The sequence below is a fragment of the Mesorhizobium hunchu genome, assembly GCF_040081975.1.
Lineage (GTDB): Bacteria > Pseudomonadota > Alphaproteobacteria > Rhizobiales > Rhizobiaceae > Mesorhizobium > Mesorhizobium hunchu.
Genome location: NZ_JBEBMG010000007.1, coordinates 163,872 through 187,452, shown reverse-complemented (window position 1 = coordinate 187,452; position 23,581 = coordinate 163,872). Strand labels below are relative to the sequence as shown.

Below are 23,581 nucleotides of genomic sequence, written 5' to 3'. Positions count from 1 at the left end.
CCGAACGCTCGGCTACGCCTGCACGTCAACGACGCCCATCATGCCGAGGTCTTCATGTTCCAGGATATGGCAGTGATACATTCGCCGCCCGGGCTGGTCTTGCCGCAACAGCAAACGCACGGTCTCACCTTGTACAACGTTGACCGTATCTTTCCAGGACAGGTAGGCCGGCTTTGTCACCTTGCCACTCAGCTCGTGTTCGACCACCTGGAACTGCGTGCCGTGCACGTGGAAGGGATGGTCCATGTCGGACTGGTTGACCACCTCCCATAGCTCGACATCCCCCACTTTCGAGACGACATCGACCCGGTTCATGTCGAAGGCGACACCGTTAATGAGGAACTCCATTTTCATCCCGCCAGCGCCCATCGCCATGCCGCCCGACCCCATGTCCATGTCGTGCGATCCCATGGACATTGCGCCGGAGCCCATTTCCATTTTCTCGGTGAACACGAAACGCCGGGTCACCTCAGCGGTACCGAGCGGGGTGATGGAGCGCAGTTTTTCGGGCAGGGATGGAACCGGGTCCGCCGGCGTTTCCGAAACGTTTGCGGTGAGCAGCGCCAATCCGGCATCTTCGGGCTTGCCCGGCCCCATCCAGCCACGCTCATAGTCGAGCGTACGCAGGATTGCTGCGCCAGGCTTCTCGAATGTGACGATAAGTTCGACACGCTCCGCCGGGGTCAGCAGGATTTCGTCGACGGGAACGGGCGCTTCCAGCAGGCCGCCATCAGTGCCGATGACGACCATGTTCGCATTCTCGAACGCGAGCCGCAGATAGCGCGCATTGGTCGCATTGAAGAGGCGCAGCCGGCGCTTCTCGCCAAACTGCAAGGCGAGCGACGGATTCTTCTGCCCATTGACCAGCAAATGGTCGCCGACACGACCGTTCATCTGGTCGACCATGGTGCTGGGCGGCATGGTTCCGTCCGCCGCGAGCCTCAGATCGGTGAACATCAGAACCGTGTCGCCATATTCGATCGGTATCGGATCAGCTTTCGACTTCACGATGAAGATTCCGGCGAGGCCGCGATAGACCTGCTCGGCGGTCTTGCCGTGCGGGTGCGGATGGTACCAGTAAGGTGCAGCACTGCCTTCCGGCAGGTCGAAGGCATAGGTCCGGGCACTGCCTGATGCCACCGCGTCCATCGGGTTGCCGTCCTGGTCGGCCGGCACCGGCATACCGTGCCAGTGGATCGTGCTTTCCTCGCCGGGAATGTCGTTGGCGAACTCGATCTCGATGCTGTCGCCCTCGTTGACTTCGATCAGCGGCCCGGGGCTCATTCCGTTATAACCGAGGATTGGCGTATCAACCCCTTCGGCAAAACGCGCCACGGCCGGCTCAGCCGCCAGTTTTGCCCTGAAGGAGCCGGGAGCCGTCGATTCATTCGCCAGCCGCGTCAGGTCACGCAGTGGCTCACCTTCGGGCAGCACGGGCATCGCGTTTGTTGATGCTCCCATATCGTGCCCGGCTTGTCCGCCCATGCCCGGCATGTCATGCTTCATGCCGTCCATCTTCATCTGGGCGGTGGCCGGTCCAGCAGCCGCGAGTGCGGCCAAACCCGCCAGAAAAGTGCGTCGTTGCATTTGTCGTTCTCCTTGGTTCGTCCGAATGGCCGAGTAGAATACGTTCCTTAGAAAGTCTGCCGGTGCCCGGCAGGGTCGGTGCGGCGTTTGGTCTGCTTGGGTCTGGCCCTGAGGGAGGCAGCCTCATGGCCTTTGGAGAGGTCCTCGATGATCGGGCAATGCGGCCGTCCATTGCCCTGGCAGTGATCAACCAAGTGCCGGAGCGTCCTTGTCATGTCGCGCAACTCGTGCATTTTCCGCTCCAGTTCAGCGATATGATCAAGCGCGATCTGCTTGACATCGGCACTGGCGCGCGACCTGTCGCTCCACAGGGCGAGCAAATTGCCCATCTGCTCGACGGAGAAGCCCAGATCGCGCGAACGGCGAATGAAGCGGAGCGTGTGGACGTCGTCGTTCGAATAGATACGGTAACCGGCATCGGTGCGGGACACGTTCGCGATCAGTCCGATCGATTCATAGTAGCGGATCATCTTGGCCGAAACCCCGGAGCCCGTGGCAGCTTCTCCTATGTTCATGAGCGAGTTCCTTTATCTGACGCTTGCCGGTCAGGTGGGTATCCGGCGCGAAGACTACATCGGCGTGGAATAGATTTTGACAGGTGGTTCGGCATGAGCGGTTATGGTCGTGTCTTTCTCGGGGGGCGGAAAAGCCCACGCCATAATTGGCGCGGGCTCCGGTATCATTCCGCGGGAGCAAGCTCGGGCTGACCCGAACGCTGTCGGCCGACCGTGAGCGGCGCCCGGAAGCGCTTCAATCTCAGCGCGTTGGTCAGCACGAAGACGCTGGAGAGCGCCATCGCGCCGGCCGCCAGCATCGGCGACAGCAGCGTGCCGTTGACCGGATAGAGCAGGCCGGCCGCGACCGGGATCAGCGCCGCGTTATAGGCAAAGGCCCAGAACAGGTTCTGGCCGATGTTGCGGATCGTCGCCTTCGACAGCGCGATCGCGTTCGCCACGCCGGTCAGGTCGCCGGACATCAGCACCACGTCTGCGCTTTCGATGGCGATATCGGTCCCCGTGCCGATGGCGATGCCGACGTCAGCCGCCGCAAGCGCCGGCGCGTCGTTGATGCCGTCGCCGACGAAGGCGACGCGGGCGTCACCCGCACGGAGCTTCTTCACCGCCTCGACCTTGCCGTCGGGCAGGACCTCGGCGACGATCTCGTCGATGCCGATGCGCCGTCCGATCGCCTCGGCCGTGCGCCGGTTGTCTCCCGTTACCATCGCCACCTTGAGGCCGAGCGCATGCAGCGCCTGGATCGCGGCTAGGGTCGATTTCTTGATCGGATCCGCGACTGCGACGATGGCAGCGAGGCGGCCGTCGACCGCGGCGTATAGCGGGGTCTTGCCTTCGTCGGCGAGACGCGCGGCTGTCGCGTCAAAGGCCGAGACGTCGAGGCCCAGCTTCATCATCAGGCGGTCGGCGCCGACCTCGACCCTGCGGTCGTCCACCGTTCCCCGCACGCCGAAGCCGGGAACGGCTTCGAAGTCCGCTATTGCGGCGAGCGCCAGGCCGCGCCTTTCGGCTGCCCTTGCGATCGCCTCGGCGACCGGATGCTCGGAACGCGCTTCGACCGAAGCGACCAGCCGCAGCACCTCTTCCTCAGCGAAGCTGCCGGAGGGGGCGAAGTCGGTCAGTTCGGGGCGGCCTTCGGTCAGCGTGCCGGTCTTGTCCAGCGCGATGACCGAGGCGTCGCGCAGCGTCTGCAACGCGTCGCCTTTGCGGAAAAGCACGCCCATTTCGGCGGCGCGGCCGGTGCCGACCATGATCGAGGTCGGCGTGGCGAGCCCCATCGCGCACGGACAGGCGATGATCAGCACGGCAACGCCGTTGACCAGCGCGAAGGACAGCGCCGGATCCGGTCCGAAGACCAGCCAGATGCCGAAGGTTAGCACGGCGGCGGCGATCACCGCCGGCACGAACCAGGCGGTCACCTTGTCGACCAGCGCCTGGATGGGCAGCTTCGCGCCCTGCGCGGCCTCAACCATGCGGATGATCTGCGCCAGCAGCGTCTCGGAGCCGACCTTGGTGGCGCGGAAGGTGAAGCTGCCGGTCTTGTTGATGGTGCCGCCCACCACCTCGGCGCCGACGCCCTTGGCAACCGGCACCGGCTCGCCGGTGATCATCGCCTCGTCGACGAAGGACGAACCCTCGACGATTTCTCCGTCGACCGCGATCTTCTCGCCCGGCCGCACGACCACCAGGTCGCCGGCCTGCACCTCGGCGAGCGGGACTTCCTGCGTGACGCCGTCGCGCACGATCCGCGCTGTCTTGGCCTGCAGCCCGACCAGCTTCTTGATGGCTTCGCCAGTGCGGCCCTTGGCGCGCGCCTCGAGGAAGCGGCCGGTGAGGATCAGCGTCACGATCACCGCCGCGGCCTCGTAGTAGACGTTGGTGGTTCCGGCCGGCAGCAGGGCGGGCGCAAAGGTCGCAACGAGCGAATAGGTCCAGGCCGCACCGGAACCCAACGCTACCAGCGCGTTCATGTCCGGCGCACCCTTGATGAGGGCCGGAATTCCCTTAGCGAAGAAGCGCAGACCGGGGCCGAAGAGGACGATCGTGGTCAGCGCGAACTGGAGACGCCAGTTCCACTCCCCGAACGTCATCATCACCCAGTGATGGAACGCGGGCACCAGATGCGCGCCCATTTCCAGGACGAATACCGGAGCCGTCAGAAGTCCTGCCAGCGCAAGCGAACGGCCGAGCGCCCGGATTTCGGCTTCACGTCCGTTGCGGTCCTGATCCTCGGCCGCACCGGTCGCGATCGCGCGCGCTTCGTAGCCGGCGTCCGCGACCGCCTTCGCCAGGACCGAAACGTCGACGGCGCCCGCGACGATGCGAACGGTCGCGCGCTCGGTGGCGAGATTGACGCTCGCAGCCGTGACGCCCGGCACCGCCTTCAGCGCCTTTTCGATGCGCGCCACGCAGGAGGCGCATGTCATGCCCTCGAGGGCGAGTTCCATCGTCTCCTCACGCACGGCATAGCCGGCATTGGCAACAGCAGCGAGGACGGGCGCGAACTCAGGCTTGCCGGCAAACGTCACTTCGGCCCTTTCGGTCGCCAGGTTGACCGAGGCATTAGCGACGCCAGGTGAGGCAGCGATTGCCTTCTCCACGCGTCGCACGCAGGACGCGCAGGTCATGCCCTCGATGTCGATCTGGAGTTTTGGGGCGGAAACCGGAACCGATCCGGCTAAAACATTTTTCGTGACCGCATTCATCGTCTTTGCAACTCCCTTTCCGGGTGGCTGCAGCGATAGATAAAGGTTCCAGCGATGGGAAGGTCAAGGCCTTTTTATACGCAGCAAACATCTTTGCAAAAAGTTGATGTCGCAGTTGGGGGCGCTCTTGACCTTCCAACGATGGGAAGCCCCATAACCTCTGCATCAGTGATCAAGGAGAGCTGTGATGTTGAAACTTAAAGTTCCCGAAATGAGCTGCGGACATTGCGCCGGCACCATCGAGAAGGCGGTGAAAAGCGTCGATCCGGCGGCGCGTGTGATCGTTGATCTCGGATCATCGACGGTGGCCGTGGAAACCGGCGCCGACGAGAATGCGATCTGCGAGGTCATCCGCTCGGCCGGTTACGACAACGAGAAAGTCGCTGCCTGAGAAAGCACAAACGCGGCCGGCAGGGATCGTTGCCCTGCCGGCCGCGTTAGATGCATGATGCGATCAAGTACGACGGAAGTGCGGGGGACAAAACATGTTTGTGCAGCCGATCGATTATTTCCTCGTCGTCTGGTTCGTACTGGCGGCTGCCTCGACGCTCTATGTCGGCATCGACCAGTACCGCAACAATCCAGAACCGGTGGTGATGAAGTGGGGCTTTATCCTCGTCACCCTCTACATGGGACCGCTTGGGCTGCTGCTCTATGTGCTGGCGGACAAGGAGCCGCGCCCCGGCGAGCACGAGGATTTTACGCGGCCACTGTGGAAACAGGGCGTCGGCTCGACCATCCATTGCGTGGCCGGCGATGCGACTGGCATTATTCTCGCTGCCGTGATCACCGCGATGCTCGGCCTGCCGATGTGGATCGACCTCATCGTCGAATATCTCGCCGGGTTCGCCTTCGGCCTGTTCATCTTCCAGTCGCTGTTCATGAAGTCGATGATGGGCGGCACATATTGGGAGAATGTCCGAAAAAGGGCTCTGTTGCAAACTCTGGCGCATTCGCCAAGATTGGGCTGCTGGATTGGCAGGATCGGTTGCGATGAACGATTTCAAGGGGCGGCACTTCACCGGAGAGGTCATCCTATGGGCGGTGCGCTGGTATTGTCGATACGGCATCAGCTATCGTGATCTCGCGGAAATGCTGGCTGAGCGTGGGATCGATGTCGATCATACGACTATCTATCGTTGGGTGCAGCGCTACGCGCCAGAGATGGAGAAACGACTCCGCTGGTTCTGGCGGCGTGGTTTTGATCCGAGCTGGCGCCTCGATGAGACTTACATCAAGGTGCGGGGCAAATGGACCTACCTGTATCGGGCGGTCGACAAGCGGGACGACACGATTGATTTCTACCTGTCACCGACCCGCAGCGCCAAGGCTGCGAAGCGCTTTCTGGGAAAAGCCCTTCGCGGTCTGAAGGACTGGGAAAAGCCGACGAAACTCAACACCGACAAGGCACCAAGCTACGGCGCCGCAATCGCTGAGTTGAAACGAGAAGGAAAGCTCGCGGCGGCAACTGAACACCGGCAGGTGAAATACCTGAACAATGTGATCGAGGCTGATCATGGCAAGCTCAAGATATTGATCAAGCCCGTCCGTGGTTTCAAATCGATGCCCACAGCCTACGCCACGATCAAAGGCTTCGAGGTCATGCGCGCCCTACGCAAAGGACAGGCCCGACCGTGGTGCCAGCAACCAGGGATCATGGGCGAGGTGCGTCTTGTCGAGCGAGCTTTCGGCATTGGACCGTCAGCGCTGACCGACACCATGGAACTACTCAACCAACACTTGGTCGCGGCAGCCTGATTGCCATGAAGCGGCGGATCTCACTCGCTCGCGGACAATCTTTGCAACAGAGCCAGACGCCTTCATCCATCCGGATAGCGTGCCCGCCCGCCATGTCTGACCATGGCAGGCGGGCACGGATAATTATTTGGTCTGCGTCTGGACCACGTCGCCGGGGCCTTCCTCGCCCGCCGCAGCGATGACGAGATAACGACGCTGGCTCTTTTCTGCGTTCTGGACGATCTGACGGATCGGACCCAGCGCATTGACGATCGCAGAACCGCCAGGATTCGTCTTGAATGACGACAGGGGCTGCAACTCCCCTTTTCCATCGGGGGTGGCGGACAACGCCAGGACATATTCCGTCTTGGGATCAAGACCGGTCACCGACGCCTGCAGGACCTGCAATAACCCTTGGTCGAAGAGGGTGACATTGGTTGGGGCATTGCCATCCTTTTCTTTCTTGTTACCGACAAGTTGAAGATTGACGGCATTGGCAGCGAGGCCAAGAGGCTGCAGGTTTTGTGTGCCGTCGCCCTCGGGCACAGCGTTCGGCACATAGACTACCGCCTGTGGAGCCTGACCGATCGGGATGGTAGCGACCACCTTGTTTGCAAGGGTATCGATAACCGCCATGGCATCGGCATTTTCAAGTCCAACATATACGCGGGTGCCATCTCCTGACGGCCAGAGACCATGCGGGAGCTTCCCCACCGGGATCGTTGCGACCTGTTCGAACGTGTCCGTCCGGTACACCTTTACCTCATTGTTTCCGCCGAGCGTAATGTAGGCGAAAGTTCCGTTCGCATTGTGAACGATGTTGACGTGATTGGTGATCGGGCCGGTATCGATGGTCTTGATGATGTTGAAGGGAGGTCTAGCGTCAAAAACCTGCACCTTGCCAATGTCCTTCAGCGTAAACCAGACTTGCTTGCCATCCGGCGAGGCCGCGATATTCGGGCAGAACGGGCTTTCCTGCTTGATGCTGCCGACGATCTTGTGGTCGGCCACCGAAACCACCACCGTCTCGGGGTTGAAGGAAGAGCAGATGTAGCCGTATTTTCCGTCAGGCGAGAAAATCTGCATGCCGGGGCCACCGGGAACCTTCATCTGCAACTTTTCCCCGAATGTCGCGGCATCGATGACTGAGATATAATCTTCGCCGCGTACCGTTACCCAAAGCTCCTTGCCATCCGGCGTGTAAAACGCCTCGTGCGGCGAGCGGCCAAGATAAGTGGTATGCTTGACAGCGTTTGTTGCCGTATCGATGAAGGTTACTGAATTGGAGCCGATCGAGACCACTGCAAGCGTTTTGTGATCCGGCGAAAAGCCCAAACCGTGTACCAGTATCTGGCCTTTGTAGAGCGGACTTAGGCTGCTCGGCTGCGGATCTCCGAGTTTAATGACGCCTAGAAGCTTGTTTGTAGATGGGTCGGTAACGGAAACGGTATTCGAGAACTGCTCGCCAGCATAGATCCGATCCTTGCCGCTGATCGCGATATCAGGACCAGAGGCCGCGCCCGGAACCTGACCGGCGAAGCTCGCGACCGATCCCAGCATGGTGCCGGCGAGCAGTCCGAGAGAAAGCAATATGTGTTTCATGGGTTGGTCCTCTGCACTGTAGGGTTAATTGATCGTCAGTTTGCCGTCGGCCCGAGATCAGGGTGTGCTGTGGGCGAGAGAGAGGGGCGCAAGTTTTGCGCCAGCCTGCGTCGATACGGCAGCCGACGGCGGTATAGGATCGCTAAGTGCCATGCGCATGGCGGCAATTTCCTGTAGCTGTTCGACGATGATTTCCTGGGATATGCGCTTGAGTTGCTCGTCTTCTCTGTAGCGAAGGTAAGCCTGCGCCATGTCGAGCGCACCCTAGTGATGGGGGGCCATCATCTTCACGATATCGCCGGTCGGCTGACGGCCATCGCGATCATCATCTTTTCCATCGCGGCATCGTTTTCAGGAAGGAAAGGTGGCTCATCGCCAACAGCGCTGAGGCGGTTTCGTGCGTGGGACTTGCCGGATCGTGAGCGAAGGCGGGCACGGAAACAGAAACGGAAATTGTTACGAGCACTGCCGTGGCGACACCGCTCTTGGCATGAGAAATGATCATATCGACCTCTTGGTTCAGACTGGGTTCGCAGAGGTAGACATCTCAGCGCCTTGTTTATTCCTCTCCCTCAACTTTTTTTGGAATTATGTGGGATCGTCCCGAAGGCCGCGCTCCCCGTGGTGACACGTTCGAACAACATCTGCCGCCTGGTCTTGATCTTGAAACTGCAGCGACGAAACTAATGCCGCGGTCCGGAAATGCTCGTGAAAGGCTAACGGGCTCATCCCGCCCGCAGGCGCAGGAGATCGGCGGCAAGGGTTGCGCGAACCCGATTCGGAGCACTGCAACGGCACACACCACAAGCTGCATATGGCAGTCTGGTCCGCCCGGATGCCGGCTTGAACTGTTCGAGCACGTCTGTCCCAAGCGCGGTATTCGTTGACACGGGGCATGGCCGGCTATGACGCATTTTACCAGCAACTCATCACCAATTTCGATCTGGCGACCGTTACGGGTTTCTTTTCGATGGAGGCCATCGTCGAGAATCGCGCGGCCGATCTCAGCCGTTTGCAATGAAGCGTTGGGAAGTCTTTCCCACCTGACCGCTGCCTTCCTGTTGGCTCGGGTTGCTCAGGGAGGATATCTGATGCGCTGGTCGAAATATTTTCTGCCCGCGGTGGAATAATTCGGCCGTTTCATCGTCTTCTCTCCCATCACGGTCAGGGAGAGGACGATGATCAGCAGACGCGAAGTTCTAAAATCGGCAGGCGTTGCAGCCTTGGGCGCGGCAGGCGGGCTTTCCCTGTCCGGTCTGGCTGCACGGGCAGCAGAAACCATAACACTTCCGTTCGGCAACGGTGAAAGGGAGCTGGTAAAATATCCCGGCAAGCGCCCGCTGATCAGTCTAACGGCGCGGCCGCCGCAACTCGAGACCCCGTTCAGCGTGTTCAATGAAAGCCTACTGACGCCAAACGACGCCTTCTTCGTGCGCTATCATCTGGCCGACATCCCGCTGGATATCGACCCGCAGACGTATCGCATCGACGTCAAAGGCCTTGTTGACAAGCCGCTGTCGTTATCGCTCGACGATCTAAAGTCGATACACGACCCGGTCGAGATTGTGGCGGCGCACCAGTGCTCCGGTAATAGCCGCGGCTTCTTCGAGCCGCGCATGGCCGGCGGCCAAAGCGCCAATGGCGCCATGGGCAATGCCCGCTGGAAAGGCGTGCCGTTGAAAGCGGTCCTAGACAAAGCCGGCGTCAAGGCTGGCGCGGTGCAGGTTTCGTTCGGCGGTCTTGACGGTCCGGCGCTGCCCGAAACACCTGACTTCGCCAAAGCGCTTGATGTTGATCACGCACGCGACGGCGAAGTTATGATCGCCTATGGAATGAACGGCGAAGACCTACCCTGGCTGAACGGTTTTCCGGTACGCCTCGTCGTTCCGGGCTGGTACGGCACCTATTGGGTGAAGCATCTCAACGAGATCACGGTGCTCGACAAGCCGCTGGACAATTTCTGGATGATGAAGGCCTATCGCATTCCGGACAACGATTGCGCCTGTACCGAGCCGGGCGAACTCGCCAAAAAGACGGTGCCGATCAACAAATTCACTATCCGCTCTTTCATCACCAGCGTTCTGGACGGTGACAAGGTCCACGCCGATGTGGACCTCAAGCTGCGCGGCTTCGCCTTCGATGGCGGCTCGGGCATCAAGGAGGTGTCTGTGTCCGTCGACGGCGGCAATACATGGCAGCCGACGAAGCTTGGCGAAGACCTCGGCAAATATTCGTTCCGCGAGTGGACCAGCACAGCGAACCTCGCCAAGGGCGATCATACGCTGATGGTCCGCGCCACCGGCAATGACGGCAAAACCCAGCCGGACAAGCCGCTATGGAACCAATCCGGCTATATGCGCAATGTCGTCGAAGTCACCAAAATCGTCGCGGTATGAGGAGGGGGATCATGAAACACGCATCAGTAAAGGTGGCCTTTGTCCTCGCAGCCATGTTTGCCGGCAGCTATGCGCTTGCTAAGCCGCTCAGTTATGAGTTGCCGGACGAGACAGCCGAGTTTCGGCCAGGTCCGGGCGTCGAACTGGCGCAATCCAATTGCGCTGCCTGCCATTCAGCCGATTATGTCTCCATGCAGCCGCCGAAGAAAGGTGACGCCTTCTGGTTGGCAGAGGTCAAGAAAATGAAGAATACCTACGGCGCGCCGATTGAGGATGCCGACATCAAGGGTATCGCCGACTACTTGGCGGCAACTTACTAAGATTGAAAATGAGAAAGGGCGTCTTCGGAACGGCGGCGAAGCAACGTCGATCAGGCGCCCTTCTCCCATGCCGGATAGTCGCACTGAACATTGCCATTTCTGCTTCGCCGGGACATGCTTTGCGATGAACAAGAAAGGAATGGAAGGGCGTGCATGTTGAAGCGTTCGCGCTTTGAGATGCGGTTCACGCCTTACCAGCAGCGGCTTTATGGTTATGCCGTGGCGATGACGGGGGATCGCGATTCGGCTCGCGATCTCCTGCATGATTGTGTTGCCAGAGCGGCGGCCGCGCACAATCGCCCGGCAGATGAGCCTGCCTTTCGGGCTTGGCTGTTTACGATCATGCGAAATTTGTGGATCGATCAGGTTCGTGCCAGCCAGCGGCGCACTCTGGCGATCGAGGCACTATCGGATGCCGCGCTCGACATGCCTGTGGCGCTCGAAAGCGTTGCCGTCAACGCTTTTGCAGTGCGCCAGGCTTTCGAACTCCTGTCTCATGACCATCGTGAGGTTCTGGCGCTGGTTGATATTTCGGGCTTCACCTATCAGGAAGCCGCCCACCTGCTTGGCGTGCCAAGTGGCACCATCATGAGCCGGATCAGCCGGGCGCGTCAGGTATTGGCGAAATTATTGGCTGACGACGAGCCAACAATAGTTTCCCTTTCAAGGGCAACGAGAGAGAAATGACAGAGCAGACACCAGATTTCCAGACGCTGAACGCCTATGTTGACGGTGAAGTCGCGCCCGACATGAAGGCGTCAATCGATCGTTATGTCGCCCAAAACGGCAAGCTGGCGCGCGAAGTGGAAGCGCTTCGACGAATGAAATCGGGTGTGGCCGGCATCGGTTCGGATGTTGTCGTCCTTCAATTGCCAACACGCCGACCACTGGTCAGCCGCGCGGCACTGGGTGCCGTTGCCGCCATGCTCATGCTGACATTTGTAAGTGGCTGGTTTGTCGCAACGACATTCAACCGCAGTGCTGGGCGCGAGGGAGCAAACACCATCGTTCAGGCTCTGAAGCTGCACGATGACTGGTCGGCCACGGTCATTAACACCTCAGTGCACGCTGCCGATCTCCGCTCCTTTAATGCCCCCGAACTTGCAGCCGCCGGATTGACGTTGGTTGCGCTGAAAGCGGATGCCGAGATTGCTGGAAAACACGCCATTCAGGCTGGCTACCTGGGCGAGCACGGATGCAGGCTCAGTCTCTTCCAAATCCCTGGCGCGGAACATGATTTGGTCTTCCACATCGTCAACGAAGGAGGTGTACAATCGGCCGAGTGGGCAGACGGGTCATTTCGGTATGTTGTGATCGCCCGCAAGCTCGACGTGACCCGCTTCGCTTTGCTCGCAGACGCCCTGAAGGGGATGACGACGCACCTGGGTCGACCACCTTCACAGGATATTATGGCGCAGTTGGAGAGCGCACACCAGCCCTGCAGAGGCTGAAGATACGAATATCTGAATGGGGATTGATCCATATCACGATAGTATCCGCCGACAGCTGAAACGATTTCTCAAATTAGGGAACCTGAGGTACCGCAATCCAGCTTTCGGGTAATATTGTGTTAGAGCTATCTTTGTGCGCCCAGTTGGAGGCGATGCGCATCAACGGATGCTCAGAACAAACAAGACCCCAGCGCTGATTGCCGCGAGCACAACGAGCGACAGTATGCCGGCCGTCAGGACCCTACCGCCCGCGTGAACCACAGTGCGGATGTTAACTGTTAAGCCCAGAGCCGCCATCGAGACAATGGTAAGGGTTGTCGACGCGTCATTGAGGGGCTTAAGGGCCGCGTGGGGGATGAGGTCCAGAGAGCGGCACGCCATCATGCCGAGAAAGCCAACGATGAACCACGGCACCATTCGGCCAAGGGACGGTCTGCCGCGCGCCCGGTTCCCCATCACGAAACCGAGCACAACGATCACTGGCCCTAGCATAAGAACCCGGATCAGTTTGACGAGCGTGCCGACCTGCGTTGCCAGAACGCCTCCTGAAACTGTTGCCGCGAGAACTTGTGGAACAGCATAGACCGTCATCCCGGCAACGATCCCATACTGCCTCTCACTCATACCCAAATAGATCTGAGCGATCGGCAAGATCAGCACGACAAAGACACCAAGAGCTGCCGTGAAGGCGATAGATGCCGCTACGTCGTCTGAATGGGCATCAATGACTGGGGCCGCCGCAACGATGGCGGAGTTTCCGCAGATCGAATTACCGCAAGCAACGAGCATGGCCAACTTCGTTGACAGCCCGAGAGCCCGACCAATTGTGTAGCTTGCTCCAATTGCCAGCGCCACGACTGCGGCGATGGACACAACGAGCATAACCCCCGCATCGCCTATCGCGGAAAGGCTGATCGAAGCGCCGAGCATGACGATGGCGATCTCCAGCAAGGTCTTGGACGCGAAATGGATGCCCGCCTTGAACGCCGGATGCAGACCAAACATCGTGTGGACTGCCGTCCCCAGCAGAATGGCCAAAACCAGCCCCTCGATCCAGGCTTGACCGAAGTAAGCGACTTCGACGCTCTGTAAGGCAAGCGCCGCAATCGTGACGGCCACCGTCAGCGCAAGTCCGGGGAAATGGGAGAATACGTGCTGTTTGAAAGACATGAGAGAACCTTTGTGTTTCTCCCGCTGATGCCACCTTCAATTGTGGACTTCTATCGAATAGTATGACATGTTCCATTCGATATAAATTGATGATTGCCATGACCTTCGAGCAGCTCTCCATTTTTGTCGCCGTCGCTGAGCGCGAGCATCTAACCAAGGCCGCCGCAGCCATCGGCCTTACGCCATCGGCTGTCAGCGCCTCGATCAAGGCACTTGAGGCGTTCTATGGCGTTCAGCTTTTTCACCGCGTCGGGCGCGGCATTGAATTGACCAAAGCTGGACGAACCTTTGTCGGAGAGGCACAAGCCACTCTGGCGCGTGCTCGTTCGGCGGCACTAGTGCTCAGCGAACTCGGCGCCCTGGAACGCGGAACGCTTGATGTCTACGCAAGTCAGACCATCGCAAGCTATTGGCTGCCGCGACGACTCATGCGCTTTCACCAAGCGTTCCCGGGCATCGACATCCGGTTGACCGTTGGCAATACAAAGACCGTATCGCAGGCCGTTCACGATGGGTTGGCGGAGGTCGGTTTTGTCGAGGGTGCGATCAATGATCCCACGCTTTCGAGCCGTCCCGTAGCGCAGGATGCAATGGTCATTGTCGTTTCCCCTTCCCATCCACTCTCAAACAAGAAGGAGGTGAAGGGAAATGATCTGTTGACTGAAACACAGTGGGTCATGAGAGAGGCTGGGTCCGGTACGCGCTCGGAGTTTGAAGCCGCATTGACCGCCGTCGATTGCGATCCGTCGTGTCTGAAGATCGCCATGACTTTGCCTTCAAATGAAGCCATCCTTTCCGCTCTAATAGAAGGCACTTGTGCCGCGGCCCTCTCCAGCATTGTCGCCACATCTTTCGTGCGTCAGAACGATTTGAAGATAGTTGATTTCCCTCTTCCTCCTCGCGCCTTCATGGCCTTGAGGCACAAGGAGCGACATCAGAGCCATGCTGCGGCTAAGCTGATGGAGATGTGCCTTGCCGCGTAGCAGCGGCTGGGCGTGCGGCTAGTCAGGCGGTCGACACTAATTTTGAAGACGACCACGAAGGATAGCGCATGTTCCGAGAGGGTGGCGCCGTTGCTGCGGGACGACGCTCGAACTGTGCAACAGTAGCTGGAAGTGTGGCCGACGAGAATTCCGGTAACCGATACACGTTCCGTTAGATTCAGGGGGGCCGTGTCTCGGCCACGAACCGACCTGATCCAGCTTGCAACCCCGTGCGCAGCTTCTTCGACCTCGTCGATCCGGCGTTGGTAACAGCCGGGAGCGAAGGCCGTCCACCACATCAGGTCAGTCGACGAAAAGAGCCTGATACAGGCGCTCGATCGCAGCCTGCCTGGGTTGCCGCTGAAGCGAGGCTACGGGGCGACCATGACCCACAACTACAAAAGCCACGGCACGGCCACGCTATACTATCGATAGCTACTGGCGAAACCGCGCAGAGTTCGTGCAGGGGCGCGAAGCGATCGTCGGCCTTCTGGCGCGAAAGTGGCAGCGCGAGCTGGATTATCGACTTATCAGGGGTCGGAACAAGAGCAGCTCAAAATCTTGCGCTAAGACCGAACGGATCATGAACGTCAGGCGGCGTGCAGGATCCGGCCGGGAAGTCGCAACGGTCTGAAGCCTTTTGGCATCTGCTGCTCGGCGTCCCAGGAATAGATGCCGTTGAGATTTATATGCTCCCAACTGAGCGGCGAGAGGTGTTTCAGCAGCCCGTCGGGAATATTCCGCCCCTGCTGCCGCAGATGAGCGGCGGCGCGGCTGAGATAGACGGTGTTCCAGTGCACGATGGCGCTGACCACCAGATTGAGGCCGGAAGCCCGGAACGCCTGGCTATCGAACGACCGGTCGCGGATTTCACCGCGCTCGTGGAAGAAGACGGCACGCTTGAGCTTGTGGGCGGCCTCGCCCTTGTTGAGACCGGCCTGACACCGCCGACGCAGCGCCGGACTCGAATACCATTCGATCATGAACAGGGATCGTTCGATCCGACCAAGTTCCCGCAGGGCCTTGGCCAACTGGCCGGATTTCGATGACGCGGCAAGCTTCTTGAGGATGGTGGAGGGGACCACGGAGTGCGTCGTGATCGACGCCGCCAGATGCAGCAGATCGTCCCAATGTTCCATAATGAGAGCGGTGTTGATCGGTGCGCCGATATGGTTGGTCAAAGCCGGATAGGCGCCGGCCTTCTCGAAGGTGTGGAATTTCCGGTCCTTGAGGTTTCGCAGTCGGGGAGCGAAGCGCTTTCCAACCAGGGCAAACAGCGCAAACACGTGATCGCTGGCGCCGCCGGTATCCGTGAAGTGCTCTTCGATATCGAGGAGGGTGTCATGATCGAACAGCCCGTCCAGAACATAGGCCGCCTCGCTTTCGGTCGGGCTGATCGGCAGGATGCTGAAGTAGCCATACTGGTCGGAAAGATGACTGTAGAATTTGGTGCCCGGCTCGCTGCCGTAGTGGAGATTGATGTCGCCGCGTTTTGCAGCGCGGTCGCTGGCGCGGAAGAACTGCCCGTCAGATGAGGCCGTTGTCCCGTCTCCCCATAGTCGGGAATGGGGATGGCGTGTATGGGCGTCGGTCACGCAGGCCTGGGCGGCGCGGTAGGTTTCGGATCGGGCATGGAAGGTCCGTATCCAGCCTATCTGGTGAGCGCTGATGCCCTTCGAGGCTCCGGCCATGCGCTTCGGTCCGAGATTCGTCGCATCCGCAAGTACGCCGGCCAGCATAGCCGACGTGTTCTGCGGAGCGTCTGCCGTGCGCACATGCGTGAACTGATCGGCGAATCCGGTCCACTCGTGCACCTCCCTCAAAAGATCCGGGACCTCGACCAGCGGATACATCTCGCTGATTTCGACGTTCAGATCCTCGGCCGCGGCGGGAACCTCGCTGGCGGTGGGCGTTACGATCAGGGTTCCGGCCTCAAGCCGAACACCATCGAGCTTTCCATTGCGGGCGCGATAGGCCAGACGTTTAAGATTGAAGTCCATCACCTGCCGGATTTCAGCAAGCCAGGTCGCGCCATCTCCGTGCACACCGAGATCGAGTTGGCCTTCTTCCTTCAAGGCGTTGAACTTCGAACGGGGCATGAGATGTTCGTCGATCGGCCGGAAAGATCGGCTACCTTCGACCCAGACGTCCGCTGAGCGGAGCCTATCTCGCAAAACGGCGAGCGTCGCAATCTCATAAAGCCGCCGGTCCGGCTTTTCCTGGCCGAAGATCAGTTTCCGGTCGGCGTGATTGAGATGGGCGACTGGGATGCGGTCGGGAAGCACACGCCGCCCCTCCGCATGAAGCCTCCTCAAGGTTGCGAGCGCGGCAAGCAACGGATCGTGCCGCCGCGTCGAATGGAAGGTGAACGTCTGGAGGAAGGGTTCCGCATATTTGCGGACGTTCCCATATTGCTCGACCGCCAGGGACAGGGGCGAAGCATCATTGTCCTCAACCATGACGATGAGGCCGGGTTTCATCTGAAGCAGTCGATGCCAGCCGACCTGATGATCGAGCGTTTCGATCGCATCCTCGTCATTATCATTGGCCGCCTGAAGGGCCGAAATCGTATCGAGGAACAGCCGCAGGGCCTTGGATGTTTCCACGCGGGAATTCATGTGGCGCTGCTTCTTTCGGTTGTTGGCTTGGGAGAAGAGCCTGCCGATCAGCTTGATGAACATCATGACCGCATTGTCGGTGAGCTTCTGGCCGAGCTTGATCACCTGCGCCGCGATCATCGCACGACGGCGACCGGCATTGAAGTCGTTAGCGAGCCAGGCAGGGGTGGCATCGCCCTCCCGGATCATCTGGTCCCAGCGTCCCGAAGGAATTCGAGCCTGCAGACGAGGATCGATCCCAAGCCTGCGAAGGAAGGCGATGCGCTCGGTCAATCCCACCAGGTTCATCGCTCCTGGAGCATCCGGCGCCGACTTCAGCCAGTGAAAGCGTGTCTGGCCTATCGCCGGATCGACGGTCAGCAATCCGTCGAGGATCGCCAGCTTTTCCGTTGAAAGATCCGAGATCAGAGCAGTTTCGGCACGGCGGCGGGCAATGGCTCGGGCCGCAAGCCCCATACGTTCGATCATATTCGCGACAGGCAGCAAAACCCGGCGTTCCCGGAAAGCCGCGATGATGGCGTTCGCGATTGGCAGCCCCTTGTCGGTCGTGGAGGCCGTTTCGATTGCCGACACCAGCGCAACACGACGATCCTGGACGGTCGCGTTCCTCATTTCGAGATAACCGAGCAGATGAGTGACGTGGTTGCTCCGCGTCTCCTCCCGGCCAGCATACCGATCAAACGAAGCTGGATCGGCGCCGATCTGCTCAGCAACATAGTTGAGCATCGCCCTGGGCGGAATTTCGTTGGCCATGAGCGCACGGCCCGGATGGCGCATCAGGCAGAGCTGTATCGCAAAGCCGAGCCGATTATGCTCGCGTCGGCGAACCTCAATTTCGAGCCGGTCGGCTGGCGACAGGTAATAATGACGGATCAGACTGTCCTCGTCAGTCGGGATGTCGAAAAGCGCCTGCCGGTCTTGAATTTTGAGAAGCGTCCGCTTGGCCATTTGCTACTCCACCCATTTCGAGCCATGGCCTTGCCTCTGTCCGGAAAGGTTCGGTTCCGTACAGGGGCGAAACGCACTGTCCACAAATTACCTTGACGACCTTTCGAACGGGCGAGATATTGCGGACAGCCTATTCGGACGAAATTGACCTCCCATGCCGCGCACCTTCGCCTATGTCCGCGTTTCCACGACAGGACAGACCACCGAGAACCAGCTTCAGGAAATCGAGTCCGCAGGTTTTCAGGTTGAGCCGCGCCGGATCGTCACCGAGACGGTTTCCGGCAGCACCGCCATCGTACAGCGTCGAGGATTTGCCCGGCTCATGGACAAACTGGAGGCCGGGGACATTCTGATCGTCACCAAACTCGACCGCCTCGGGCGCGACGCGATCGACGTCAGCACGACGGTCAAGGCGCTTGCCGAAATAGGCGTGCGCGTCTATTGCCTCGCGCTAGGCGGCGCTGATCTCACCAGTTCGGCTGGCACGATGACCATGAATGTGCTCAATGCCGTCGCTCAGTTCGAGCGGGATTTGCTGATCGAGCGGACGCAATCCGGCCTCAAGCGCGCCAAGTCAGAAGGAAAGGCCCTCGGCCGCCCCTCAACGCTCAGTGAAAAACAGAAGCAGGATGTGCGCGACGATCTCGCGACAGGGACTAGTATTTCGGCCACCGCCAGGAAATTTGCGACCAGTCGGCAGACCATCATGCGCGTGCGGGATGAAAGTTCACGCTCCGTTCGATCTTAGCGCAGGATTTTGAACTGCTCTTGTTCCGACCCCAACCACATGGACCTCTATGACAGCGAAAAGTATGTCGATGAGGCTGTCTCCGTCCTCGCGCCATTCTTCAGGGCGAAGCTGAACGCAGTCGAAGCCGCAAGGGCCACGGCGGAATGAAGACGGAACTCTGATAAAATAGCAGATTGCCGGGCCGTGCCGTCAGCACGGCCCGGCCGCCGACGATCGAAAGGATCCGACAATGACAAACGTGCTCGTTCTTGGCGCGGGCGGGCAGATCGCCCGCCACGTTATCGCGATGCTGGCTGGCAAGGACGATGTGCGGTTGACGCTGTTCGCCCGCAACACCGCTAGGCTGGCGGACGTGCCCGGCAACGCTTCCACGGTTCAGGGCGATGTGCTCGACGCCGCCAAACTGAACGAGGCGATGAAGGGGCAGGATATAGTCTATGCCAACCTAACTGGCGAAGACCTCGATGCGCAGGCGAAAAGCGTCATCGCGGCGATGGAGGCGGAAGGCATCAGCCGCCTGATCTTCATATTGTCGCTCGGGATCTACGACGAAATTCCCGGCAAGTTCGGCGAATGGAACAACGCGACCATCGGCGACGACCTGAAGCCCTTTCGCCGCGCCGGCGACGCCATAGAGGCATCGGGGCTGGATTTTACCATTATCCGTCCCGCCTGGCTGACGGACGAGGAAGAGGTGGACTACGAACTGACTGAACGCGGCCAGCCGTTCAAGGGCACCGTCGTCTCGCGCAAAAGCGTGGCAGACCTGATCGCGAAGATCATCCGCTCACCGGACCTACACATTCGCGGCAATCTCGGTGTCGACAAGCCGGGGACGGACGGCGACAAGCCCTACTTCATGTAGGGACACCGCCGATGTGGCCATCGGGAGAGTTGAAACGCAACGGCGCGGCCGGACCCGGTTGCCAATTAAGCGACTTATTGCCGACGTTCACGTCTCATTTTGGAGAGCAATGCGTAGGCCATAGTTCTCCGTTTCATCGTTTTCGACCCGCCATTTGGGCATGACCAAATCGGGGCCGACTGCAGACGGTCGGCTTTTCGCTGGGTCGCTTGGAAAGCCGCCTTTCCAGACCTCAAATGGCCCGTCGTTTAGGTGTACGCAACGAATCTAGTGCCAGGTGTTGTTTTCACCACCCCAAGGTCGGATTGCTCGTGACGACTGCCACACGTCGAAAACGCTTCAACCGTTTGTCGAGCCTTCGTTTATCTATCGTAACGTCGGCTCCATGGAAGGCGGCGCGCCGCCGACGTGCTTATAGACTTCTGCGACGTTATCCGAGGTTACTGCTACTCCCGGCAGCACAATCCACGGCGGCACAGCATTGCCGGTCAACCCAACAATCGCTGCCGTGGCCGCGATCTCGCCCTGTTCGAAAGGCCGTTGCGCCGCAACGCCCCTGACGATCGTTCCTTCGATAAGGGCTTCAGCTATCGAGCTTCCGAGATCCACCGTAGTCATAACCGGGATCCGCGAGCGGCCAGAAAAAGCCGGCATCGATGCAACTGCTGGCTCGTCCCAAACGACAAACACCCCATCCAGATCAGGATTGGCATCAAGGTAGGGGCCGACCACGCTCCCCGCATTTGCCGGCACTTCGAATTTCAATTGCGTCAGCGTGATATCCGGGCGCTCGTGCCGCATCCATTTGCCGAAGGCGATCTCACGCTGCGCCGTCGCGAAGAAGTCTACATTGTAGGCAACCACGCAGACTGTGCCGTTCTGCCGGATGTGCGGCGAAATCAGACTGGCGGCGATCTGGCCGAGGCCAAAATTATCTGACGATATGACGCTCACATAATCGGTTTCCTGCAGCAGACCGGAAGGCGCGTTGTCGAGCAGGACGAGCTTGATCCCGGCGACCGCCAATTTGCGGAAAGCTGCGGCCACGGCCGTGCTTCCGACGGGAATACTGATCACGGCATCGGGCTTCGATTGCACCAGCCGTTCGATCGCTGCTATCTGGATGGCCGCGTCGTAGCCGCAATCGACGATGTCGACGACAACGGCGCCCGCCTGCTCCAAGCCTGCCTTGATGCCCGCGATCTGACGCTGGGCCCAGTCCGAAGCGGTCGTATGCAGCACGATCGCCACGCGAAAAGCTCTTTCCCTTGCGCGCTCCAGCATGTCGCCAGACAGGCGCAGCAATTCGGGAGATGCCGGCCGTTCGCCATGTGGTCCCAGGCCTGCAACCAACGGACGCGCAACGGACGAAACCGGCAACACACATCCGGGTGACATTGCCGCACCAGCTCTCTGCATCCCGTTGCTCCTCCCACCCGCCACCTCTGCGGGCAGCTGTATTGAATCAAACCTACCGCAGGGGTTCCGGTTTGCAAGCGCCACAGCCGACGGCAGCGTCTGCGCGTAAGCCGGTCGGGCGGGCCGCGTGCTCAACCGCCTGTAGTCGCCGTGTTCTCGACGCCGGCCAGCAAATCGGCAACGCCAGCATGGGCAAGCGGCGTGCCCGATACGATCCATTCGCTGAGGAACGCGGGGGCGAAAAGTTCAGTCACGGCCACGGCCGCGGCGCCGACAAGTCCAGCCGACCGCCCCATGCGCGAATGGACTATACTGATATCGCGGCTAATGAGCGGCTGTGCGTGCCTGTAGATGCCCTCGCGGATCGCCGCCAGGCAGATGTCCCCCGTCTGGGACAGTTCGCCGCCGAGAACGATCATCGACGGGTTGAGGATATTGGCCAACGTCGCCAAGACGGTGCCGATCAGCCGTCCGGATTGAGCCAGCAGGTCGGCACAGAACGGGTCGCCGAGGCGGGCGGCCGTGCCGATGTCTGCAGCCGTCAGCGTCCCGGTCGCGGCGAGCGTCTCGCCGAGAAGACGGCTTCGCCCCTGTTCTGCCGCGAGTAGGCCGGCCTGGGCAATGGCATCGCAACCGGCGACGGTTTGAAGACAGCCAACATTGCCGCAACCGCAAATACGCTTGTGCGGCTCGCCGGCGTAAACATGCCCTATCTGTCCCGCTATGCCTTGCGCGCCACGATGCAGGCGCCCGTCGACGACGATGCCGGCGGTGATGTCCGAGCCAAGATCGACATAGAGCATGTCGCGGCTGGCTTCCGCTGACAGGGCGCTTAGTTCACCCATGGTTTCCATCTGCACGGCACCCCGCACCCAGACTGGCGCCTGGAAACGATGCATCAAACGTTCCAGAAGCTTCGCCTCGTTCCACGCAGGCATCGCGCCAAGCTTAGGGATCACCAGGCCGTTCGAGTCCTTCTGCTCTACTGCGCCCGGCACTCCTAGACCAATCGCCCACAGCGGAGCACCATCCTTGCCGAGCGACCAGTTGAACAGCGCCTCCAGTCGATCGAATAGCGCTGCCGCTGGGGACGCGGCGTCGAAATCCTCGTAGTGCTCAAGGATGAGTCGTCCGTCCAGATCGGCGAGACCAAGGCTGATCGTGTCGCCGTCGATGTTGGCAACCAGAATGCGGGCGGCCTCCGATCGAAACCGCACCAGACGCGGCGCGCGCCCGCCTATGGAGCGCCCGACACCGCCTTCGTCGATAAGGCCGAAGGCAGCAAGCGTCGAGAGCCGGTCCGTGACCACGGCGCGGCCGAGCCGGGCCTCTCGTTCGAGATCGAGACGCGTGCAAGGTTCACCGGAGCGCAGAATGTTAAGAAGCGAAACAAGACTCTGACGTTCGGCTTCGAAGGCCCTCACGCGGTCGGCCGCCGCCGGAGAACCCGTCTCCCCGGATCGATCTGCATCCGCAACTGCGGTGCCTCCCAAACCAGTCCTTGCCACAGCCGATTGCTCCTTCTTGTCCACCATGGACGAGCGTTTTCGGAAGACGCAATGCCTATTTTGTCGCTGACACAGAAAACTAATTTGACTTTTGCATTTTATCAACTAAAGATGCGTTTACAAATACAAAAGCATTTGGGCCGTTTCGGGAGGAGACGCCATGACTGCTTGGAAGCTCGCCTATCACGCCAATTGCTGGGGCCCCCTTGGGGGCGACGCCGTTGGCGTTACCTCAATCAACCGATTGGCCTACCGGACGTTCGGGGACATGGCCGTGGCCGCGCGCGATATTGCAGCAGCGGGCTATGATGGCATCGAGTTCTTCGACGGCAATGTCGTGGAAAGCGCCGTCGACGATTACGCCGCCATCCGCAAGATCCTCGCCGACACAGGCCTGTCGTTGGTCTCGGTCTATGCCGGCGGCAACTTCATCTTCAAAGACATCCTTGACGAAGAACTCGCGCGCGTCACCAAGGCGGCGGTCGCAGCACGGGCGCTCGGCGCCGAGCACCTGGTTGTTGGCGGCGGCGCGCGGCGCCACGACGGGACGCGGCAAAGCGACTACGATGCCTTGGCTTCGGCGCTCGACAAGGTGATGGCAATCGCTGCGGAGCACGGCCTAAAGGCTCACTACCACCCCCACCTGTCCACCATCGTCGAGAACCCCGACGAGGTGCGGACGATCTTCGGCAAGACCGCGATCGGGTTCTGTCCGGACACGGCGCATCTGGCCGCTGCCGGAGGCGACGTGGCAGCTATGGTGCGCGAGCACGCGTCACGCATTTCCTACGTCCACCTCAAGGGTTGGCAGCGCGACCCGTTCGCCTTCGTGCCGGTCGGCCAGGGCGATTGCGACAATGGAGCCGTGATCCGGGCCCTGAAGGACATCAGTTACACGGGATGGATCTGCAACGAACTCGACGCCTGGGCCGATCCAGCCGCCGGGGCGCGGGAAAGCCGCGCCTTTGTGCAAGCGGAACTGGCGAAAATCTGAAGTTACCGACCG

Annotated in this window: 19 protein-coding genes and 4 pseudogenes; 14 read left to right on the top strand and 9 right to left on the bottom strand. The window is 60.2% G+C overall.

The window, feature by feature from the left end:
• Window positions 1-12: 12 nt before the first annotated feature.
• The 3 genes from ABMA46_RS14655 to ABMA46_RS14645 form a co-directional block, all read right to left on the bottom strand.
• Window positions 13-1,587: a multicopper oxidase family protein gene (locus ABMA46_RS14655; protein ID WP_349000372.1), complete on the bottom strand. Its 1,575-nt coding sequence runs from the start codon at window positions 1,585-1,587 to the stop codon at window positions 13-15.
• A gap of 47 nt (window positions 1,588-1,634) precedes the next feature.
• Window positions 1,635-2,102, bottom strand: a complete 468-nt coding sequence (cueR, locus tag ABMA46_RS14650) for a Cu(I)-responsive transcriptional regulator (protein WP_349000371.1) — start codon at window positions 2,100-2,102, stop codon at window positions 1,635-1,637.
• Between the two features lie 164 nt (window positions 2,103-2,266).
• Entirely contained in the window at window positions 2,267-4,807 is a 2,541-nt protein-coding gene (locus ABMA46_RS14645) for a heavy metal translocating P-type ATPase (RefSeq protein WP_425475748.1), read from the bottom strand.
• 187 nt (window positions 4,808-4,994) lie between these two features.
• Here ABMA46_RS14645 and ABMA46_RS14640 point away from each other — a divergent pair, with 187 nt between their 5' ends.
• From ABMA46_RS14640 to ABMA46_RS14630, 3 genes and pseudogenes are all read left to right on the top strand, one after another.
• Window positions 4,995-5,198, top strand: coding sequence for a heavy-metal-associated domain-containing protein (locus ABMA46_RS14640; RefSeq protein ID WP_349000369.1), 204 nt, complete (start codon window positions 4,995-4,997; stop codon window positions 5,196-5,198).
• 94 nt (window positions 5,199-5,292) lie between these two features.
• Window positions 5,293-5,733: pseudogene (locus ABMA46_RS14635) on the top strand (DUF4396 domain-containing protein); the annotation flags it as partial.
• Between the two features lie 67 nt (window positions 5,734-5,800).
• Window positions 5,801-6,565, top strand: a complete 765-nt coding sequence (locus tag ABMA46_RS14630) for an IS6 family transposase (RefSeq protein ID WP_349000366.1) — start codon at window positions 5,801-5,803, stop codon at window positions 6,563-6,565.
• Window positions 6,566-6,688: 123 nt separating this feature from the next.
• Here ABMA46_RS14630 and ABMA46_RS14625 read toward each other — a convergent pair whose 3' ends face one another.
• Window positions 6,689-8,146: a YncE family protein gene (locus ABMA46_RS14625; protein WP_349000365.1), complete on the bottom strand. Its 1,458-nt coding sequence runs from the start codon at window positions 8,144-8,146 to the stop codon at window positions 6,689-6,691.
• A gap of 57 nt (window positions 8,147-8,203) precedes the next feature.
• Window positions 8,204-8,398, bottom strand: a complete 195-nt coding sequence (locus ABMA46_RS21380; protein ID WP_425475747.1) for a hypothetical protein — start codon at window positions 8,396-8,398, stop codon at window positions 8,204-8,206.
• A 631-nt stretch (window positions 8,399-9,029) separates the two neighbouring features.
• Between ABMA46_RS21380 and ABMA46_RS14615 the strand changes: the two are divergent.
• The 5 genes and pseudogenes from ABMA46_RS14615 to ABMA46_RS14595 form a co-directional block, all read left to right on the top strand.
• Window positions 9,030-9,167: pseudogene (locus tag ABMA46_RS14615) on the top strand (Lrp/AsnC family transcriptional regulator); the annotation flags it as partial.
• 157 nt (window positions 9,168-9,324) lie between these two features.
• The gene (gene sorA / locus ABMA46_RS14610; protein ID WP_349000364.1) at window positions 9,325-10,542 is read left to right on the top strand and encodes a SorA family sulfite dehydrogenase catalytic subunit; all 1,218 of its coding nucleotides are present in this window, start codon (window positions 9,325-9,327) and stop codon (window positions 10,540-10,542) included.
• 11 nt (window positions 10,543-10,553) lie between these two features.
• Window positions 10,554-10,862: a SorB family sulfite dehydrogenase c-type cytochrome subunit gene (sorB, locus tag ABMA46_RS14605; RefSeq protein ID WP_349000362.1), complete on the top strand. Its 309-nt coding sequence runs from the start codon at window positions 10,554-10,556 to the stop codon at window positions 10,860-10,862.
• A 153-nt stretch (window positions 10,863-11,015) separates the two neighbouring features.
• Window positions 11,016-11,549, top strand: coding sequence for an RNA polymerase sigma factor (locus tag ABMA46_RS14600; RefSeq protein WP_349000361.1), 534 nt, complete (start codon window positions 11,016-11,018; stop codon window positions 11,547-11,549).
• A complete protein-coding gene (locus tag ABMA46_RS14595) occupies window positions 11,546-12,313 on the top strand; it encodes an anti-sigma factor family protein (RefSeq protein WP_349000360.1) in 768 nt (255 codons plus the stop codon). Before ABMA46_RS14600 ends, ABMA46_RS14595 begins: the two co-directional genes overlap by 4 nt.
• 159 nt (window positions 12,314-12,472) lie before the next feature.
• Here ABMA46_RS14595 and ABMA46_RS14590 read toward each other — a convergent pair whose 3' ends face one another.
• Entirely contained in the window at window positions 12,473-13,483 is a 1,011-nt protein-coding gene (locus ABMA46_RS14590; protein ID WP_349000359.1) for a YeiH family protein, read from the bottom strand.
• Window positions 13,484-13,581: 98 nt separating this feature from the next.
• Here ABMA46_RS14590 and ABMA46_RS14585 point away from each other — a divergent pair, with 98 nt between their 5' ends.
• The 3 genes and pseudogenes from ABMA46_RS14585 to ABMA46_RS14575 form a co-directional block, all read left to right on the top strand.
• Window positions 13,582-14,466, top strand: a complete 885-nt coding sequence (locus ABMA46_RS14585) for a LysR family transcriptional regulator (RefSeq protein WP_349000428.1) — start codon at window positions 13,582-13,584, stop codon at window positions 14,464-14,466.
• 300 nt (window positions 14,467-14,766) lie between these two features.
• A pseudogene (locus ABMA46_RS14580) lies at window positions 14,767-14,892 on the top strand (IS630 family transposase); the annotation flags it as partial.
• Window positions 14,888-15,001: pseudogene (locus ABMA46_RS14575) on the top strand (DUF1348 family protein); the annotation flags it as partial. The pseudogenes ABMA46_RS14580 and ABMA46_RS14575, both read left to right, overlap by 5 nt.
• 55 nt (window positions 15,002-15,056) lie before the next feature.
• On the opposite strand, the gene ABMA46_RS14570 reads toward ABMA46_RS14575, so the two are convergent.
• A complete protein-coding gene (locus ABMA46_RS14570) occupies window positions 15,057-18,032 on the bottom strand; it encodes a Tn3 family transposase (protein WP_349000357.1) in 2,976 nt (991 codons plus the stop codon).
• 154 nt (window positions 18,033-18,186) lie between these two features.
• Between ABMA46_RS14570 and ABMA46_RS14565 the strand changes: the two genes are divergently transcribed.
• Together ABMA46_RS14565 and ABMA46_RS14560 are read left to right on the top strand one after the other, a co-directional pair.
• A complete protein-coding gene (locus ABMA46_RS14565) occupies window positions 18,187-18,780 on the top strand; it encodes a recombinase family protein (RefSeq protein ID WP_349000355.1) in 594 nt (197 codons plus the stop codon).
• 232 nt (window positions 18,781-19,012) lie between these two features.
• Window positions 19,013-19,648 (top strand): SDR family oxidoreductase, encoded by a 636-nt coding sequence (locus ABMA46_RS14560; protein ID WP_349000353.1) that lies wholly within the window; start codon window positions 19,013-19,015, stop codon window positions 19,646-19,648.
• 366 nt (window positions 19,649-20,014) lie between these two features.
• Here ABMA46_RS14560 and ABMA46_RS14555 read toward each other — a convergent pair whose 3' ends face one another.
• Both ABMA46_RS14555 and ABMA46_RS14550 read right to left on the bottom strand, forming a co-directional pair.
• Complete coding sequence (locus ABMA46_RS14555; RefSeq protein WP_349000352.1) at window positions 20,015-21,028, bottom strand: substrate-binding domain-containing protein; 1,014 nt, start codon at window positions 21,026-21,028, stop codon at window positions 20,015-20,017.
• 170 nt (window positions 21,029-21,198) lie between these two features.
• The gene (locus tag ABMA46_RS14550) at window positions 21,199-22,602 is read right to left on the bottom strand and encodes an ROK family transcriptional regulator (RefSeq protein WP_349000350.1); all 1,404 of its coding nucleotides are present in this window, start codon (window positions 22,600-22,602) and stop codon (window positions 21,199-21,201) included.
• A gap of 133 nt (window positions 22,603-22,735) precedes the next feature.
• On the opposite strand from ABMA46_RS14550, the gene ABMA46_RS14545 reads away from it, so the two are divergent.
• A complete protein-coding gene (locus ABMA46_RS14545) occupies window positions 22,736-23,569 on the top strand; it encodes a sugar phosphate isomerase/epimerase family protein (RefSeq protein WP_349000349.1) in 834 nt (277 codons plus the stop codon).
• The last annotated feature ends 12 nt before the right edge of the window (window positions 23,570-23,581 follow it).